This window comes from Streptomyces sp. NPDC041135 (genome assembly GCF_055592085.1).
This window is the reverse complement of record NZ_JBVIYZ010000001.1, coordinates 490,378-506,639: the sequence shown is the minus strand read 5'-3', so window position 1 is coordinate 506,639 and position 16,262 is coordinate 490,378. Positions and strand designations below refer to the sequence as shown.

At 75.3% G+C, this 16,262-nt stretch carries 14 protein-coding genes; 8 read left to right on the top strand and 6 right to left on the bottom strand.

The window, feature by feature from the left end:
- Positions 1 to 25: 25 nt before the first annotated feature.
- Positions 26 to 1,690 carry a pyridoxal phosphate-dependent aminotransferase gene (locus ACZ6CZ_RS02230; RefSeq protein WP_469013451.1) on the top strand — a complete coding sequence of 555 codons (1,665 nt, stop codon included), beginning with the start codon at positions 26 to 28 and terminating at the stop codon, positions 1,688 to 1,690.
- 27 nt (positions 1,691 to 1,717) lie between these two features.
- Here ACZ6CZ_RS02230 and ACZ6CZ_RS02225 read toward each other — a convergent pair whose 3' ends face one another.
- Together ACZ6CZ_RS02225 and ACZ6CZ_RS02220 are read right to left on the bottom strand one after the other, a co-directional pair.
- Positions 1,718 to 2,374: a DUF4360 domain-containing protein gene (locus ACZ6CZ_RS02225; RefSeq protein ID WP_469013449.1), complete on the bottom strand. Its 657-nt coding sequence runs from the start codon at positions 2,372 to 2,374 to the stop codon at positions 1,718 to 1,720.
- 226 nt (positions 2,375 to 2,600) lie between these two features.
- A complete protein-coding gene (locus ACZ6CZ_RS02220) occupies positions 2,601 to 3,059 on the bottom strand; it encodes an RrF2 family transcriptional regulator (RefSeq protein WP_469013446.1) in 459 nt (152 codons plus the stop codon).
- 73 nt (positions 3,060 to 3,132) lie between these two features.
- Here ACZ6CZ_RS02220 and ACZ6CZ_RS02215 point away from each other — a divergent pair, with 73 nt between their 5' ends.
- The 3 genes from ACZ6CZ_RS02215 to ACZ6CZ_RS02205 all read left to right on the top strand — a co-directional run bounded on the left by ACZ6CZ_RS02215 (position 3,133) and on the right by ACZ6CZ_RS02205 (position 8,077).
- Positions 3,133 to 6,099, top strand: a complete 2,967-nt coding sequence (locus tag ACZ6CZ_RS02215) for a glycoside hydrolase family 35 protein (RefSeq protein ID WP_469013443.1) — start codon at positions 3,133 to 3,135, stop codon at positions 6,097 to 6,099.
- A 143-nt stretch (positions 6,100 to 6,242) separates the two neighbouring features.
- A complete protein-coding gene (locus ACZ6CZ_RS02210; protein WP_469013439.1) occupies positions 6,243 to 6,845 on the top strand; it encodes a toxin-antitoxin system, toxin component family protein in 603 nt (200 codons plus the stop codon).
- Positions 6,842 to 8,077, top strand: a complete 1,236-nt coding sequence (locus ACZ6CZ_RS02205) for an MAB_1171c family putative transporter (RefSeq protein WP_469013437.1) — start codon at positions 6,842 to 6,844, stop codon at positions 8,075 to 8,077. The genes ACZ6CZ_RS02210 and ACZ6CZ_RS02205 overlap by 4 nt, the downstream gene beginning before the upstream one ends.
- A gap of 51 nt (positions 8,078 to 8,128) precedes the next feature.
- On the opposite strand, the gene ACZ6CZ_RS02200 is transcribed toward ACZ6CZ_RS02205, so the two are convergent.
- Together ACZ6CZ_RS02200 and ACZ6CZ_RS02195 are read right to left on the bottom strand one after the other, a co-directional pair.
- A complete protein-coding gene (locus tag ACZ6CZ_RS02200) occupies positions 8,129 to 8,974 on the bottom strand; it encodes an SMP-30/gluconolactonase/LRE family protein (RefSeq protein ID WP_469013435.1) in 846 nt (281 codons plus the stop codon).
- Complete coding sequence (locus tag ACZ6CZ_RS02195) at positions 8,971 to 9,744, bottom strand: IclR family transcriptional regulator (RefSeq protein ID WP_469013432.1); 774 nt, start codon at positions 9,742 to 9,744, stop codon at positions 8,971 to 8,973. Before ACZ6CZ_RS02195 ends, ACZ6CZ_RS02200 begins: the two co-directional genes overlap by 4 nt.
- Positions 9,745 to 9,900: 156 nt before the next feature.
- Between ACZ6CZ_RS02195 and ACZ6CZ_RS02190 the strand changes: the two genes are divergently transcribed.
- Positions 9,901 to 10,470 (top strand): hypothetical protein, encoded by a 570-nt coding sequence (locus ACZ6CZ_RS02190; RefSeq protein WP_469013429.1) that lies wholly within the window; start codon positions 9,901 to 9,903, stop codon positions 10,468 to 10,470.
- Between the two features lie 19 nt (positions 10,471 to 10,489).
- On the opposite strand, the gene ACZ6CZ_RS02185 is transcribed toward ACZ6CZ_RS02190, so the two are convergent.
- Positions 10,490 to 11,320, bottom strand: coding sequence for an oxidoreductase (locus tag ACZ6CZ_RS02185; protein WP_469013424.1), 831 nt, complete (start codon positions 11,318 to 11,320; stop codon positions 10,490 to 10,492).
- 101 nt (positions 11,321 to 11,421) lie between these two features.
- On the opposite strand from ACZ6CZ_RS02185, the gene ACZ6CZ_RS02180 reads away from it, so the two are divergent.
- Positions 11,422 to 12,339, top strand: coding sequence for a LysR family transcriptional regulator (locus ACZ6CZ_RS02180; protein WP_469013419.1), 918 nt, complete (start codon positions 11,422 to 11,424; stop codon positions 12,337 to 12,339).
- Between the two features lie 4 nt (positions 12,340 to 12,343).
- Here the strand turns inward: ACZ6CZ_RS02180 and ACZ6CZ_RS02175 are convergent, their stop codons facing one another.
- Entirely contained in the window at positions 12,344 to 13,216 is an 873-nt protein-coding gene (locus tag ACZ6CZ_RS02175) for an ATP-grasp domain-containing protein (protein ID WP_469013415.1), read from the bottom strand.
- A 213-nt stretch (positions 13,217 to 13,429) separates the two neighbouring features.
- Between ACZ6CZ_RS02175 and ACZ6CZ_RS02170 the strand changes: the two genes are divergently transcribed.
- Together ACZ6CZ_RS02170 and ACZ6CZ_RS02165 are read left to right on the top strand one after the other, a co-directional pair.
- Positions 13,430 to 14,890: an acyl-CoA synthetase gene (locus tag ACZ6CZ_RS02170; RefSeq protein WP_469013411.1), complete on the top strand. Its 1,461-nt coding sequence runs from the start codon at positions 13,430 to 13,432 to the stop codon at positions 14,888 to 14,890.
- On the top strand, positions 14,883 to 16,238 hold the full coding sequence (locus ACZ6CZ_RS02165) for a carboxyl transferase domain-containing protein (protein WP_469013406.1): 1,356 nt from the start codon (positions 14,883 to 14,885) through the stop codon (positions 16,236 to 16,238). Before ACZ6CZ_RS02170 ends, ACZ6CZ_RS02165 begins: the two co-directional genes overlap by 8 nt.
- The last annotated feature ends 24 nt before the right edge of the window (positions 16,239 to 16,262 follow it).

Sequence of the window (16,262 nt, the reverse complement as noted above, 5' to 3'; positions counted from 1 at the left end):
GGCCACCCACCGACGGAGGTTTCCCTTGGCCGGCAACGTCACCTCGCTGTTTCGCAGCACGGCGGCGCACAGCCCCTCCATGGCGGCGCTGACCCGGGAGGGCGACGGCACGGGCCCGGTGGACTTCTGCATCCCCTGCAACCCCTATTTCCCCACTCCGGCGATGTTCGAGGAGATGGCGGCCCGGCTGCGGGAGATCATCACGTTCTACCCGAGCGGCGCCGACACCATCACCGCCGAGCTGTGCAGCCTGCTCGGGCTGCCGCCGCAGTGCGTGGCGATGGGCAACGGCTCGACGGAACTCATCACCTGGATCGACCACCTGCTGGTGCGCGAGTCGCTGGCCGTGCCGGTGCCCACCTTCGGCCGCTGGACCGACCAGCCCATGGAGACCGGCAAGCGGGTCGACATGTTCCCGCTCCAGGAGTCCACCGGCTTCGCCCTCGACCTCGCCCGGTACGCCGAGTTCCTGCGGGCCCGCGGCACCCGGGTCGCGGTGATCTGCAACCCCAACAACCCCGACGGCGGCTATCTGCCCCGCGAGTCGGTGGTGCGGTTCATGGACGCGATGGCCGATCTGGACCTGGTGGTGGTCGACGAGTCCTTCCTGGAGTTCGCCGACGCCGAGGCGGAACCCAGCGTCGTCCAGGAGGCCATGCTCCGCCCCAACGTGGTGGTGCTGCGCAGCCTCGGCAAGAACTTCGGCCTGCACGGCGTCCGCTTCGGCTATCTGGTGGCCAACCCCGCGCTGGCGGGGAAGATCCGGTCGATGCTCCCCAAGTGGAACCTCAACTCCTTCGCCGAGCACGTGGTCTTCATGCTGCGCGAGCACGGCGCCGCGTACGCGCAGAGCCTGGTCCAGGTCCGCCGGGACCGCCTGGAGATGGCCAGCGCGCTCTCCTCCTTGCCCGGTCTGACGGTCTATCCGTCGCAGGGCAACTTCCTCTTCGTGCGCCTCCCCCTCGGCGCCGAAGGCACCGTGGTCCGGGACCGGATGCTCGGCGAGCACCGGATCCTGGTCCGCGAGTGCGGCAACAAGATCGGTTCGTCCAGCCGCTTCCTGCGTCTCGTGGTGCGCCCCCAGGTCGACGTGCGTCGCCTGGTGTCCGGCCTGGAACAGGTGCTCTACGGGACCGGGAGGGGAGCCGCCGTGACCGGGCCGGGTGCGGGGACGCACTACAGCTCGGGCACGGCGGCCGTGGACCGGCTGGTCAGCCAGACCAACGGGGCGGGACTGCCGGGGCTCGCGGCCCGGGCCGTGACCGCCGCGCAGGCGCCCGGCCCCGGCCTCGCACCGGCCGCGGCGATGCCGCTGCCCGCCGCCGCACCGCCGGCCGGCGCGATGCCGATGCCCGCGGCGGCGCAGACGGCCCCGCACGTGCCGATGCCGGCGCCCGTGCCGGCACCGATGCCGATGCCCGCGGCCGCTCCCGTCCCGGCCCCGATGCCGCTCGCGGCGCCGGTGCCCGCCGCGGCCCCGATGCCCGTCCCGGCGCCGGAGCCCGCCCCCGTACCGGCCGCCGCGGCCACGGGCCCGACCCCACCCGGTGTCCCGGCCCGCGGCGGCCTCACCGCGGCCCAGGTCCGCGGCATGACGGCACCGCCGCCCGACCTGTCCCCCGCACCGGCGACCGGCTGGCCGGACGCGCAGAGCTGGCCGAGCGCGGCGGGCATGGGCCGCACCGGCTGAGCCCGCGGCGCGCGGCCCGCGCCCCGGTTACGCGGGGCAGGTCTTCCAGGCCAGGTGGTACACGGTGCTGATGTCCCCGTCCGTCGAGTCCATCGTCATGAAGCTGACCTTGCCCGGCGACGTGCTGCCGGCGGTGACCCGCAGCTCGGTGTTGATGTTGAAGTTGCGCTGGACCCCGCAGGGCGCCCAGACCAGCTGCGCCCAGTCCGTGCTGTCGGTGGCCTGCCAGTCGTCGTTGTAGGGGCCGTTGAAGGGGTGGCTTGCGGACGCCGTGTTCGGTGAGCCCTGGAAGTAGTACGAGGCCCGCTCGGTGCCGTTGGCGCCGGGCTGGAGCGAGGCGAAGCCCCGGTAGTCCGCGGCGGCGACGGCGTAGGTGAAGCCCTGCGGGACGTGCACGACGAGGTTGAGCTGGCAGTTGCGGCGGAACGCCGTGGGGTCCGAGCCGCCGCCGGCCTGGGCCAGGTAGTCGCTGTAGGTCACGGTGAAGGCGGTGTTGTCCGGGGAGACGGCGACGGCCGCCGTGCCCTGCGGACAGCCCGAGCCGTTGACCGTGGCGACCTTGATGACGATCTTGTCCGGGGGCGGGTCGGTGAACCCGGACGACGGGTCCTGAGCGGGCGTGACGGCACTCGCGGCGGTGAGCAGCGCGGCGAGCGCACCGCCCAGAAGGAGTCCACCGGGCATGGCTTCTCCAGATGTCGAGAGGTGAGTGGGGGGTGACCCCGGCCCGCCCATGAAGAACCTGTGCGCAAGCTGTGAAGGCCGGGGGCGATCGCATCGTAGGAAGCGCCGCACGGGACCGGAAACGCGAACTCCGGCCATTCACACCCGGCGGTTCACAGCGCGCCGCGCCCGCCGCGCCGCACCCGCCGTACCCGCCGTACCGGGCCGCCCGCCGTACCGGGCCGGCTCAGGGGTTCTCCCAGGCCGCCGGTTCCGCGGCCAGCCGCCGTACCGGGTCCGGCAGCGCGTCCGCCGCGAGGTCGGCGACCGTGACGCCCTCCAGGATCTTGCGCACGTTGGCGCGCAGCGCGATCCACAGCGGCAGCAGCGGCTGGGCGGTGCCCGTGTAGGCCAGGCCCGTCGGGCGCTCGCCGCGCACCGAGACGATGGGGCCGTCCACCGCCCGGATGACGTCCGCGACCGTGATCAGCGCCGCCTCCCGGGCCAGCCGGTAGCCGCCGCCCCCGCCACGCCGGCTGTCGACGATCCCGGCGCGCCTGAGATCGCCCAGGATGCCCTCCAGGAACTTGTGCGGGATGTCCTGGACACCGGCGATCTCCTCCGCCTTCACCGGGCCGTCACCGTGCCGTACGGCCAGCTCCAGTGCCGCCCGTACCGCGTAATCCGCCCGCGCCGAGATCCTCATGCGTCCATTGTGGGGCGCCGGTGCGTGGAGAATGGGCCCACCCGCGCCCCGTAAGATCGCCCGGGAGGATCCCTTGGCGCTCAGCAGACGTACCTTCAGTGCCCTGGCCGGCTCGGCCGCGCTCGGCTTCGCCCTGGGCGGCAGCGGCGGCCCGGGGGCGCCTTCGGCGTACGCCGCGCGCACCGTGCCGACCGGCCCGGCGCCCGCCCCGCCGAGCGCCGACGGCCGCCGCCACACCGTCGGCCACGACCGCTACTCGCTGATCGTCGACGGCCGGCGCCTGGTCGTGTGGTCCGGCGAGATGCACCCCTTCCGGCTGCCCTCCCCGTCCCTGTGGCGGGACGTGCTGCAGAAGTTGCGCGCCCACGGCTACAACGCCGTCAGCATCTACGTCAGCTGGAACTACCACTCCCCCGCCCCGGGCCGGTACGACTTCACCGGCGTCCGCGACCTCGGCCTGTTCCTGCGGACCGCCGCCGAGACCGGGCTGTACGTCATCGTGCGCCCCGGGCCCTACATCAACGCCGAGGTCGACGGCGGCGGCTTCCCGGGCTGGCTCACGGCCACCAGGGGCACGGCCCGCACCGCCGACCCGGACTACCTGCGCCACGCCGACGAGTGGCTGGGGGCCGTCAACCGGATCGTGCGCCGCCACCTGTTCACCCGGGGCACCGGCACCGTCCTGCTCTACCAGATCGAGAACGAGTACGACTCCCACGTCGGCGAGGCCACCGGCCGCGACTACATGTCCCACCTGTACCGCACGGTCCGGCGCGACGGCATCGACGTGCCCCTGTTCCACAACGACAAGGGCCGCAACGGCTACTGGGTCCCGGGCTCCTTCGACACGGGCGGCGAGCGGGGCGGCTGGCTGTACGGCTTCGACGGCTACCCCTCCCCGTCCCAGACCCCGCCCGACTGGGGCCGCTTCGGGCCCGGCGGGCCCAAGGGGGGCGCGAGCGCGAGCCCCGGCACGCCCGGGTTCGTGCCCGAGTTCGGCGGCGGCTGGTTCGACCCGTGGGGCGGGTGCTGGTTCGACGGCAAGGGGTACGCCGAGTCGCGGCGCACCCGGGACGCCGCCTACGAGCGGCGCTCCTACCTCACCAACCTCGCCAACGGGCTCACCCTGCACAACGTGTACATGACCTTCGGCGGCACCTCCTGGGGCTGGCTGCCGGCGCCGGTCGTCTACACGTCGTACGACTACGGGGCCGCGCTGGACGAGGGGCGCAACGTCACCGACAAGATCGTGCCGATGCACCAGCTCGGGCACCTGCTGCAACGCGTGCCGGACTTCGCCCGGCTGGACCGGGCCGCCGACGTCACGGCGGACGGGCTGAAGGTGTACCACCTGACCAACCCGGACACCGGCGCGCACGTCTACGTGGCCCGCAACGACAGTGCCCGTGAGGTGACCGCCACCCTGCCCACCGGGGAGGGCCCGCTGGAGATCAGCGTGCCCGCCCGGGACGCCCGGCTGCTGACCACCCGCCTCTCCCTGGGCCGGCGCACGCTGAAGTACTGCACCGCGCAGCCCATGATGTGCCTCAGCCCCGGACAGCGGGACGTCGCGGTGTTCACCGGCCGCTACGGCGAGATGGCCCGCCTGGTGCTGGACTGCCCCGAGGAGCCGTTCGTCAACCGGCTCGACGCGGAGGCCGCCTGGGTGTTCGACCGCGGCGAGCTGCGGGTGAACGTGCCCCTCGGCGAGGGCGGCCTGACCCGGGTGCTGGTGGAACGCGGCGAGAGCGACGTCCCGCTGCTGCTGCTGTTCGCCGACGACGCCACCTCCAGGCGCCTGTTCCCCTACGACACCCCGGCCGGCACCCTGCTGGTCTACGGCCCGGCGCTGCTGCGCCACGCCGAGGTGCGCGGGTCCGAGGTCCACCTGACCGGCGACGTCGTGGCGGAGACCGGCCTGGAGGTGTGGGCGCCGCGCGGCGTCACCGCCGTGGTCTGGAACGGGCGGCCCGTGGCCACCCGGGTCAGCTCCTCCGGGAGCCTGCTGGCCACCGCGCTGCTGCCCGGGGTGCCCGAGGTGCGGCTGCCCGAGCTGGGCGGCTGGCGGACGCGGACGGAGAACCCGGAGGCCGGGCCGGGCTTCGACGACTCGGCGTGGCGGGTCGTGGACCGGACGACGTCGTACAGCGTCACGCCCGTCCCCCGGGGGCAGCCGGTGCTGTTCGCCGACGACTACGGCTTCCACTACGGGGACGTCTGGTACCGCGGCGCCCTCACGGACGCCGCGGGCCTGGAGGAGATCTCCCTCGCCTACAGCACCGGCACGCAGGGGCTGCTGATGGCCTGGCTGGACGGGGAGCCGCTGGGCACCCACCGGATGCCGGTGCCGGACGACAGCACGGTCCGCAAGGGCAGCTGGGCGGCCACGGCCGTCCTCCCGGTGCCGGAGCGGCTGCGCACGCCGGGCCGGCACGTGCTGTCCGTCCTCGTCCGGCGCATGCAGCACGACCAGGACGGCAAGGCGCAGGACACGCACAAGGTGGCCCGCGGGCTGACCGCGGTCACCTTCAAGGGCGCCGCGCCCCGGGTGACGTGGCGCATCCAGGGCGCGACGGCCCCCGACCCGGTGCGCGGGCCGCTGAACAACGGCGGCCTCTTCGGCGAGCGGGAGGGCTGGCACCTGCCCGGCTTCCCGGACCGGGACTGGGAGCCGGTGCGGCTGCCGCGCGCCGAGCGCCGCCAGGGGGTGACCTGGTACCGCACCGAGTTCCGGCTGTCGGTGCCGGGGGACGTGGACGCCTCGGTCGGGCTGGTCCTGGAGGACGACCCCTACCGCTCCTACCGCGCCCAGATCTTCCTCAACGGCTGGAACATGGGCCAGTACATCAACGACGTCGGCCCGCAGCACACCTTCGTCCTGCCCAACGGCATCCTGCGCACCCGGGGCGCCAACACCCTGGCGCTGGCGGTGCTGTCGGAGTTCACCACGCTGTCGGGCCCGGGCACGGTGCGGCTGACCCTGCTGGGCAGGGCGGCCGGCGGAGTGCCGGTGACCCCGGTGCCCTCCCCCGGCCGCTGACGCCCGCGCCGGCCGGATCACCTTCCGGGCGGGTGCCGCCACGGGGGTCCGGGGGGCGGGCGGCGGTCGCCGGATCGCATGACGCGGACACATCCGGGCGCGTACTCTCGTCACCAGCCGCAACCGGCCGGGAGGGAGAGCGGATGAGCATCGCGGGCGCGCGACAGCGGGCGGCCCGGTTCGCCACGCGGCTGCGCCGCTCCCGGCCCGCGCCGGGCATGCGCACCCTGGCCGCCGACCTCGCCGACGCCGTCCTGTCCCGGCCGCGGCCGCCCGCCGACGTGACGCAGGTGTGCCTGGCGCTGTGCGAGGAGATGAGCGCGCGCCGGTCCGGCCGGCCGGTCCGGCTGCGCTTCGAGCGCTTCCCCGACGAGATCGAAGTGACCGGCCTGTGGGTGGAGTTCCAGGACTTCGACCTGGTCATCGTGGAGGAGCGGGCCGAGGCCGTGCAGCAACTGGTCATCCTCGGGCACGAGTTGTGGCATCTGCACGTCGGCCACCGGCATCCCCACCTGTCCGGCGCCGCCGCGGCCCACGCGCTGGCCGCCGAGCCCGGCTGGCGGACCACGGCCCTCACGGTCGCCGCCCGCAACGGCTCCCGGGAGGCCGACGAGGCCGAGGCCGACGACTTCGGGCACCGGCTGGCGACCCGCTTCCGCGCCCACCTCAGCGGGCCGGCCGCCACCCGGCTGGACCCCGTGCAGCGCACCCTCGGCTACCGCGGGCGGGGAGGAGCCGCGCGGTGACCCGGCTGGCGCTGAACCCCTCCGGCACCCTCAGCGAGTTGTACATATCGTTCTGGATCCCCACCGCGGTGCTCTCCACCGCCCTGCTGATCAAACTCCCCAGCATCATCCGGCTCTGGCGCGACCCGCTGCTGCGCGCGGTCGGCGGTCTGCTGCTGCTGGCCTGCGCGGTGTTCGTCTTCTGCACGCCGTCCACGATCGCCGCGGTCAACCGGCTGACCGGGGTGCCCAACATCTCGGCGCCCTGGTGCTACTCGCTGATCACCGCGTTCTGCGGCTGCTGCCTGCTGATGATCATCGCCTGGCGCAACGGCCTGGCCGACCGCTCGGCCGCCACCCGGCGGGCCAGACGCTGGGTCGTGTGCTGCTACGCCGGGGTGATCGCCGCCCTGTGGCTGCTGTTCGCGCTGGCCGACGCGCCCGAGGAGCGGCTGCGGGACCTGGACACCTACTACGCGAACACCCCGTTCATGCGCGAGGAGATCCTGCTCTACCTCTTCGCGCACGCCGTGGCCTGTGTGATCACGTCCCGGCTGATCTGGAACTGGGCGCGGCCCGGGGTCCTGGACGTCTGGCTGCGCTGGGGGCTGCGGCTGCTGGGCGCCGGGTACCTGCTGAACCTGATGTTCGACGCGGCCAAGCTGGGTGCCGTCACCGCCCGCTGGTGCGGCCGGGACCTGGACTGGCTGAGCACCAACCTGGCGCCGCCGGTGGCCGCCCTGTCCGCCATCCTCATCGCGGTCGGCTTCATCCTGCCGCACGCCGGGCAGTACCTGCGCGAGCGCTGGCGGGTCCGGCTCGCCCACCGGGAACTGCGGCCCCTGTACCAGCTGATGCGGTCGGTGAGCGGCGAGGGCGTGCCCCTGATGCTGCGGGCCACGCCCGAACTGCGGCTGACCCGGCGCGAGACGTTCATCCGGGACGTGCTGCTGCCGCTGGCCCGGCACATCGACACCGGCCTGGGCAGGCGGGCGTACGACGCCGCGCTGGGCCTCGGCCACCCTCCGGAGCGGGCCCGGGCGCTGGCGGCGGCGATCGGCATCCTGGACGCCGTGGAGGCGCGGGGCCGCGCCGCCGGGCCGTGCGACGGGGCCGAAACGGCCGGGCCCGACACCACGAACCTGCTCCAGGAGATCGGGGCCGTCTCCCGGGCCCTGCGCCGCCCCGACGACATCGCCGCGGTGAGCGCCCGCACGGCCGGCGCGGCGCAGAGCCTGGCCGTCCGCGACTGAGCCGTTCGCCCCACCGAGCGCCCGGCCGCCCGGCCGCCCGGCGATCCCCCGCTATCCGGCGAACGCCGGCTGCGGCAGCCCCTTGCCCGCGCCCGGGACCACCAGCAGCGAGCCCGCCAGCGGGTGCGGGTCGCGCAGGCCGGTGCGGGCCGTGGTGACGTAGAGGTCGCTCAGGTCCGGGCCGCCGAACGCGCACGCCGTGGTGCGCGCGGCCGGCAGGGTGAGGACGCGGTCCAGGACGCCGGACGGGGTGTAGCGGCGGACCGCCCCGCCGTCCCACAGGGCCACCCAGACGCAGCCGTCGGCGTCGACGGTGAGGCCGTCGGGGAAACCGGCGCCGTCCTCGACGCGGACCAGCGGGCGGCGGCCGGTCAGGCGTCCGTCCTCGTGGTCGAAGACGTCGACGCGCCGGGTCGGCGAGTCGACGTAGTACAGGAGGCGGCCGTCCGGGCTCCAGCCGGTGCCGTTGCTGACGGCCACGTCCGCCAGCACCGTGACGGCCTCCCCGGCGCCGCTCACCCGGGACAGGGTGCCGCCGCCGGGTGCCTCGTCGTAGCGCATCGTGCCCGCCCACAGGGCGCCGTCGGGGGCCACGGCGGCGTCGTTGGCGCGGCGGCCGGGGACCGGCTCGTGGTGCAGCCAGCGGAAGGTGCCGTCGGGGTCCAGCAGGCCCACGCCGTCGCGGAGGTTGAGGACGAGACCGCCGCCGGCGCGGGGCTTGGCGGCGCCGACGTGCTGCTCGGTCGTGCGCACCGTACGGCGGCCGGTGGCGGGGTCGTAGGTGTGGACGCGCGAGCCGAGGACGTCCACCCAGATCAGGCGGCCGGCCGCCGGGTCCCAGGTGGGGCCCTCGCCGAGGGCCGCCCGCGCCCGTACGGCGACCTCGTAGCCGCTCACGCCGCGCTCCGGTGGCCCAGGCGCTCGGAGAGTTCCGCCGCGCCCTTGGCGGCCAGCTCCTCCAGCTCGGCCAGCCGCTCGTCGCTCCAGCGGATCATGGGCACCGAGATGGACAGCGCGGCGACGACCTGGCCGGTGCGGTCGCGGACCGGGGCGGCCACGCAGGAGACGTCCGGGTTGGACTCGCGGCTCTCGACGGCGACGCCCCGCTGCCTGATCCCGGCCAGGACCTCCCGCAGCGCGGCCGGGTCGGTGATGCTGTTGGGGGTCATCCCGGCCAGCTCGGCGCCGTCCGGGATGCGCGCGGCCAGCTCCGGCTCGGGCAGCGACGCCAGCAGCATCTTGCCGACCGACGTGCAGTGGGCGGGCAGCCGGCGGCCGGCGGCCGACACCATCCGCACCGCGTGGGTGGAGTCCACCTTGGCGATGTAGATGACGTCCGTGCCCTCCAGGATGGCCACGTGGACCGTCTCGTCGCAGGTCTCGGCGACCGAGCGGGCCACCTGCTGGCCCTCCGCGGCGAGGTCGAGCTGTTCGGCGTAGCGGCTGCCGAGCTGGTACGGGCGCACCCCGAGCCGGTACCGTCCGGGCTGTCCGGGTACGCCGACGATGTACGACCGGGCGGCCAGCGTGGTGACCAGCTCGTGCACGGTGGTGCGCGGCAGCCGCAGTCTGCGCACGATGTCGGGGGCGGAGAGCGTCCCGTCCCCGTCGAGGAACAGCTCCAGAATGTCGAGAGCTCGGGTCACGGCAGGCACGAGGCGTCCCACGTCCGGCCCCCTCCCTTTGGGTCTCAGCGCCTGCGTTCGAGATTTCAACAGACGATCGGCATGACGAACACAGGCTAGTCATGCGGGGTGGCCCGGGCAATGGGCGGGGACAGGGTACGGCGACAGGGTGACGCGGCCTCGGGCACCATGGCGGTCATGGACCTCGACTTCCAGCTGGTGCTGCTGCGCCGGATGGCCGACCACAACCCGGACCTGGTCGAGGACGCCCGGCGCCGGCTGGGCGTCTCGGCCGCCGACCTGCGGGAGACAAACAAGCGCTGGCAGGCCATGGTCCGCTCGCCGCGGTCGCGGTCGGCCGCCGCCCGGTACCGGTCGGTGCTCGGCGCGCCGGAGTCCGTGACCCGCCGCCGGATCGGCGACCTGGACTGCGAGGCCCGGCAGTGGCGGCTCGCGCTCTGGCCCGACCTGCGCTTCGAGGTGCTGGTCGCCCCGGGCGGCGCCGTCTGGAACGAGTGGCTGGTGCGGGCACCGGGCGCCCCGGCGCCGCCCCTGCGCACCCTGGAGGACCTGCTCCCCTGGTCCTGCACGGTCGACGAGGCCGCCCGCGCCTTCGCCCCCGCCCGGCCCCTGGAGGGCAGCGCCCCCACCCGGTGGGGCCTGGCCCTCACCGCCCCCGACGCGCGGGGCGAACGGCGCGAGGTGGTCGCCGAGTTCACCTGGGGACTGCTCCAGCGGACGGCCCCGCGCCCCGGTGCCGCCGCCTGAGGAACCGGCGCTTGTCCCGTCAGTCGCCGAACCCCGTCGCCCGCGACCGCTTCTCCCAGGCGGTGACGTCCTGGCGGACCTGGTCGAGGTGGCCCAGCACGGCGCCGACCCCGTCGTCGCCGAGCGGCAGCCGCAGCGGGGTGTCCTCGGCCTCCAGCGCGGCCAGGACGACGGCGGCGGCCCTGGCCGGGTCGCCGGGCTGGCTGCCGTCACCGCCGGCGACGAATCCGCGGGTCTCGCTCACCTTGGCGTACACCCCGCTGTCCGTGCTGGATCCGGCCCGGCCGGCACCGAACAGCGAGGTGCGGAAGGCGCCGGGCTCCACGATGAGCACCTTGACGCCGAACTCGCGCACCTCGTCCGCGAGCGCCTCGGACATGCCCTCCAGCGCGAACTTGGTCCCGCTGTACGCCGAGAAGCCCGCGAAGGACAGCTGCCCGCCCATGCTGCTCATCTGCACGATCGCACCCGAGCGCCGCTCCCGCAGATGCGGCAGCACCGCCCGCACCAGCGCGGCCGGACCGAAGACGTGCAGGTCGAACAGGGCCCGCAGCTCCGCGTCGGTGGTCTCTTCGAAGGCGCCGACGTGGGTGCGCCCGGCGTTGTTGACCAGCACGTCGATCCGCCCGTGCCGGGCCAGCACGTCTCGTACCGCGCCGTCGGCGGCGCCCAGGTCGGTGACGTCGAGGCGCAGCGCCTCCACCTGATCGGGGTGGGCGGCGACCAGGTCGGCCAGCGCCTCGGGGCGCCGGACCGCGCCGACCACCACGTCCCCGGCGGCGACGGCCGCCTCGGTGATCGCCCGCCCGAACCCGCTGCTCGCGCCGGTCACCAGCCATACCTTGTTCACGGCAACTCCTGTGACATCCGGTGTTGTTGATCTCCTGACACGCACCATCCTGCGTTCGGGACCGGTTGCCCGTCCAAGACCCCCGGTGATAACCAGTGGGCATGACCAACGACGTGCACGGGCGGGACCTGCGCTACTTCGTCGCCGTCGCCGAGGAGCTGCACTTCACGCGCGCGGCGGAGCGGCTTTACGTGTCCCAGCCCGCGCTGAGCAAGCAGGTCCGGGCACTGGAGCGGCAGCTGGGCACGGAGCTGCTGCGGCGCGACCGGCACGGCGTGGCGCTGACGGCGGCGGGCGAGGCGCTGCTGCCGCACGCCCGGCGCGTGCTGGCCGCGTGGTCGGCGGGTGCGGCGGCGGTGGAGGAGGCCAAGGCGGCGCAGGACAGCACGCTCGTGGTGGGCATGAGCACCAGCCCGGGCCGGGGCGGCCTGCTGCCGGCCGTCCGCTCCCGCTTCACCGCCGCGCACCCCCGGGCCACCGCCCGGCTGCGGCAGGTGGGCTGGCAGGACCCGACGGCGGGCCTCTCCGACGGCGCGACGGACGTCGCCTTCGTCTGGCTGCCGCTGCCCGACGAGGAACGGTACGACTGGACGGTGGTCGTGGAGGAACCCCGCCTGGCCGCCCTGCCCGACACGCATCCGCTCGCCGGCCGCCCGGAGATCGACTTCGCGGACCTCGCCGGCGAGCCGTTCCTCGCCCTGCCCCGCAGCGCCGGCCCGCTGCGCGACTACTGGCTCGCCCTGGACGCCCGCGGCGGCCGCCCGCCCCGCGTCGGCGCGGAGGTCGCCGGGGTCGAGGAGACCTACGAGGCCCTGGTGGCGGGCCTCGGGGTCTGCCTGGTGGCGGCGGGCAACGCGCCGCTGATCACCCTGGGCGGCGTCACCACCCGCCCGGTGCGCGGGATCGGCCCCAGCCGTTACGTCCTGGCCTGGCGGCGCGAGGACGAGCGGCGGCCCCTGGTGCGGGGGTACGTGCAGGCCTGCCGGGAGACCGTCGGTGAGGGCGGTGTCCGGGGCTGAGCGGTCACCGGCCGCCGGCCGCCGCCAGGATCGCCTCCGTCACGCGGGGCAGGGAGCCGGGGTGCAGCCACAGGAACAGGTTGGGCTCGACCAGTTCCAGTTCCATCAGGCGGGGCAGTCCGTCGGGGCCGTCGACCAGGTCGACGCGGCCGTACAGCAGCCCGTCCCCGCCGGGCACGGCCGCCAGCGCCCGCTCGGCGAGCGCCAGTTCGGCCTCGGTGGGCTGCCAGGGCCGCAGGTCGGGGTGGGCCACCTTGTCGGCGTCGTACGGCGTGCCGGGGGCCAGCACCGCGCCCTTGCGGCTGGCGTGCAGCAGCCGCCCGCCGAAGAACTGCAGCGCCCGCTCGCCGGTGACGTCGATGTCCCGCAGGTACGGCTGCACCATCGCGGTGAGGCCCTCGGCGTGCATCCGCGCCAGCTGCCGTACGGCCGTGCCGTGTTCGTCCGGCGTGTAGCGGGCGGCGAAGCGGGCGCCCGCGCCGGAGGTCGGCTTGATCACGAACTCGTGCCCGGGCAGGTCGGCCGGCTCGCCCGGGGCGATGTACCGGGTCGGGACCGTGGGCACCCCGGCCGCGGCCAGCTCGCCCAGGTAGCGCTTGTCGGTGTTCCAGCGCACGATCGCGGCCGGGTTGGCGATGCGCGTGGCCCTGCCGACCCGCTCCACCCACTCGGTGAACTCCCCGGCCCGCCAGCTGTAGTCCCAGGTGGAGCGGATGACGACGAGGTCGTGTGCGCCCCAGTCGGTGTCCGGGTCGTCCCAGGGCCGGGCGGTGGCCGCGGCCCCGGCCGCCTCCAGCGCCCGCACCAGCTCCGGCAGGTCGGTGTCCTTGTTCGGCTCGGCGCCGGGATCGTAGGTGGCGAGTGCGATGCGGGGCACGGATGACTCCCTCGTACGGCTGTGCGGTCCGCGGCGAGGCTAACAACCGCTTCCGTGTGCGGCACACCGTAATTGACCTTCACCTCCGGCGAAGCCCCGGCGGCCTGCCGTGGGGCTCGCGGCGGGCTGGAGGGGCCTCGTGGGAACGCGGCGGCTGGTGTAGGAAGGTGGCTGTCGTCCGGTGAAGATCCCGACAGCCAAGGAGTGCGCCGCGTGTCCTCTCTGTTTCCGGCCCTGGCGGACGGTCCGGGCGAGCGCGTCGCCCTGCGGTTCGGCGAACGCTCCCTGACCTACGCCGGACTCGCCGCCTCGGCGGGAGCCCTGGCCGCCCGGCTGCGCGGCGCGGAGCGGGTCGCGGTGTGGGCGACGACCGACCTGGAGACGGCCGTCGCCGTCACCGCCGCGCTGCTCGCCGGGGTGGCCGCGGTGCCGCTGAACCCGAAGTCCGGCTCCGCGGAACTCGCGCACATCCTCTCCGACAGCGCGCCGTCCCTGGTGCTGGCCGCGCCGGGAGCGGCGCTGCCGGCACCGGTGGACGAGCTGCCGCGCGTCACCGTGGAGGCCGGGGCGCCGGCCGGCGCCCCCGGCACGGCGTGGCCCGAGGACGCCGGCGACGAGGACCCGGCGCTGGTCGTCTACACGTCCGGCACCACCGGCCCGCCCAAGGGCGCCGTCCTGCCGCGCCGGGCGGTCGCCACGACGCTGGACGCGCTCGCCGACGCCTGGCAGTGGACCGAGCGGGACGTGCTGGTGCACGGCCTGCCGCTGTTCCACGTGCACGGGCTGGTGCTGGGCGTCCTGGGCCCGCTGCGGCGCGGCGGCACGGTACGGCACCTGGGCCGCTTCACCACCGAGGGCGTGACGCGGGAGCTGAACGACGGCGCGACCATGCTGTTCGGGGTGCCGACGATGTACCACCGCATCGCCGAGGCCCTCCCCGCCGACCCGGAGCTGGCCGGGGCGCTCGGCCGGGCCCGGTTGCTGGTCTCCGGCTCGGCCGCGCTGCCCGTGCACGACCACGAACGGATCGCGGCTGCCACCGGGCGCCGGGTCGTCGAGCGGTACGGCATGACGGAGACGCTGATGAACACCAGCGTCCGGGCCGACGGCGAGCCCCGCGCCGGGACGGTCGGCGTCCCGCTGCCGGGCGTGCGGCTGCGCCTGGTGGAGGAGGACGGCACCGAGATCACGGCGTACGACGGGGAGAGCGTCGGCGAGATCCAGGTGTGCGGCCCCAACCTGTTCACCGAGTACCTCAACCGGCCCGACGCCACCGCCGCCGCGTTCACCGCCGACGGGTTCTTCCGCACCGGTGACATGGCGGTGCGCGAACCGGACGGCTATGTCCGCATCGTCGGCCGCAAGGCCACCGACCTGATCAAGAGCGGCGGTTACAAGATCGGCGCCGGGGAGATCGAGAACGCCCTGCTGGAGCACCCCGGGGTGCGGGAGGCGGCGGTCACCGGGGAGCCGGACCCGGACCTGGGCGAGCGGATCGTGGCCTGGATCGTCCCGGCCGACCCCGGGGCGCCGCCGTCCGCCGGGGAGCTGGCCGACCACGTGGCCGGGCGGCTCGCCCCGCACAAGCGCCCGCGCGTCGTCCGCCACCTGGACGCCCTCCCCCGCAACGACATGGGGAAGATCCTGAAGCGGGCGCTGGTGGCCGATGCCTGAGCGGCTGTCGGCGCGGGAGGTCCTGGCGCTCGTCGCGGACGCCGCCACCTTCCGCGAACTGCCCACCGCCCCGGCGGACCCGGCGGCGGACGGCCCCCTCGGCTGGGCCGGGTACGACGCCTCGCGGGCCCGCGCCGCCGGGCGCACCGGCGAACGGGAGTCCGTCGTCTGCGGCACCGCCGAGGTCGGCGGCACCCCGGCGGTGCTGATCGCGTTCGAGTTCGGCTTCCTCGGCGGCTCCCTGGGCGAGCGCACCGGCGACCGGCTGGAGGCGGCGTACGTGCACGCGCGGGCGCACCGGCTGCCGGTCGTGCCGCTGGTCGCCACCGGGGGCAGCCGGATGCAGGAGGGCATGCTCGCGCTGACCCAGTTGCAGCGCGTGGCCCGCCAGTCGGCACTCACCCGGGAGGCGGGCCTGCCGCAGGTCGCCGTTGTGCGGGACCCCACGACCGGCGGCGGCTGGGCCACCCTCGGCGCCGGTGCCGACGTGGTGCTGGCGCTGCCGGGCGCCCAGGTGGGCTTCGCCGGTTCCCGGGTCCGGCCGCCGGACGCGGACCCGGCCGCCTACACCGCCGAGGCCCAGGTGGCGGTGGGCTCGGCGGACGCGGTGGTACGGCCGCGGGAGCTGCGCGAGACGCTCGGGCTGTGGCTGCGGCTGCTGACCCGCCCCGCGCGGGAGGCCCCCGTGCCGCGTGCCCTGCCCTCCGGCCCCGCCGAGCCGGGTCTTCCGGCCACCGGCTGGGACGCCGTCCGCCGGGCCCGCGCCGCCGGCCGCCCGCGGGCCCACGCCTACCTGGACGCCTGCTTCACCCGCCGCGTCCACCTCTCGGGCGACCGCTGCGGCGGCACGGACCCCGGCATGCTGTGCGGGTTCGGCGAACGGGACGGCAGCGCCGTGGCGTTCGCGGCGCAGACCGGGGCGGCGACCCGGCCCGCGGGGTACCGGACCGCGGCCCGGCTGATCCGGCTCGCGGACCGGCTCGGCATCCCGGTGCTGACCCTGGTGGACACGCCGGGCGCCGCCAACGACGCCGAGGCGGAGCGGCAGGGGGCCGGGCCCGCCATCGCCGAGGTGTTCGGGGCGGTGGCCGCCGCCCGGGTCCCGGTCAGCACGCTCGTCATCGGCGAGGGCGGCTCCGGCGGGGCCCTCGCGCTGGCCGCGCCGGGCAACACCTGGGCCACCGCGGACAGTTACTTCTCGGTGATCGCCCCGGAACTCGCGGCGGCGATCCTCAAGCGACCGCCCCAGGAGGTGGAGGCCACCGCCGACCAGCTGCGCATCCGCCCGCAGGACCTGGTGGACCTGGGCGTGGTCCGCGGCGTCGTCGACCCCGCGGACCAGCCCTGACCCGTCCCTGATCAGTCCTGACCC

Excerpts from the sequence above, each read along its gene's own strand:
- ACZ6CZ_RS02225 (WP_469013449.1), bottom strand. The coding sequence starts at position 2,374 with ATGCCCGGTGGACTCCTTCTGGGCGGTGCGCTCGCCGCGCTGCTCACC.
- ACZ6CZ_RS02220 (WP_469013446.1), bottom strand. The coding sequence starts at position 3,059 with ATGAGGATCTCGGCGCGGGCGGATTACGCGGTACGGGCGGCACTGGAG.
- ACZ6CZ_RS02210 (WP_469013439.1), top strand. The coding sequence starts at position 6,243 with ATGAGCATCGCGGGCGCGCGACAGCGGGCGGCCCGGTTCGCCACGCGG.
- ACZ6CZ_RS02190 (WP_469013429.1), top strand. The coding sequence starts at position 9,901 with ATGGACCTCGACTTCCAGCTGGTGCTGCTGCGCCGGATGGCCGACCAC.
- ACZ6CZ_RS02180 (WP_469013419.1), top strand. The coding sequence starts at position 11,422 with ATGACCAACGACGTGCACGGGCGGGACCTGCGCTACTTCGTCGCCGTC.
- ACZ6CZ_RS02165 (WP_469013406.1), top strand. The coding sequence starts at position 14,883 with ATGCCTGAGCGGCTGTCGGCGCGGGAGGTCCTGGCGCTCGTCGCGGAC.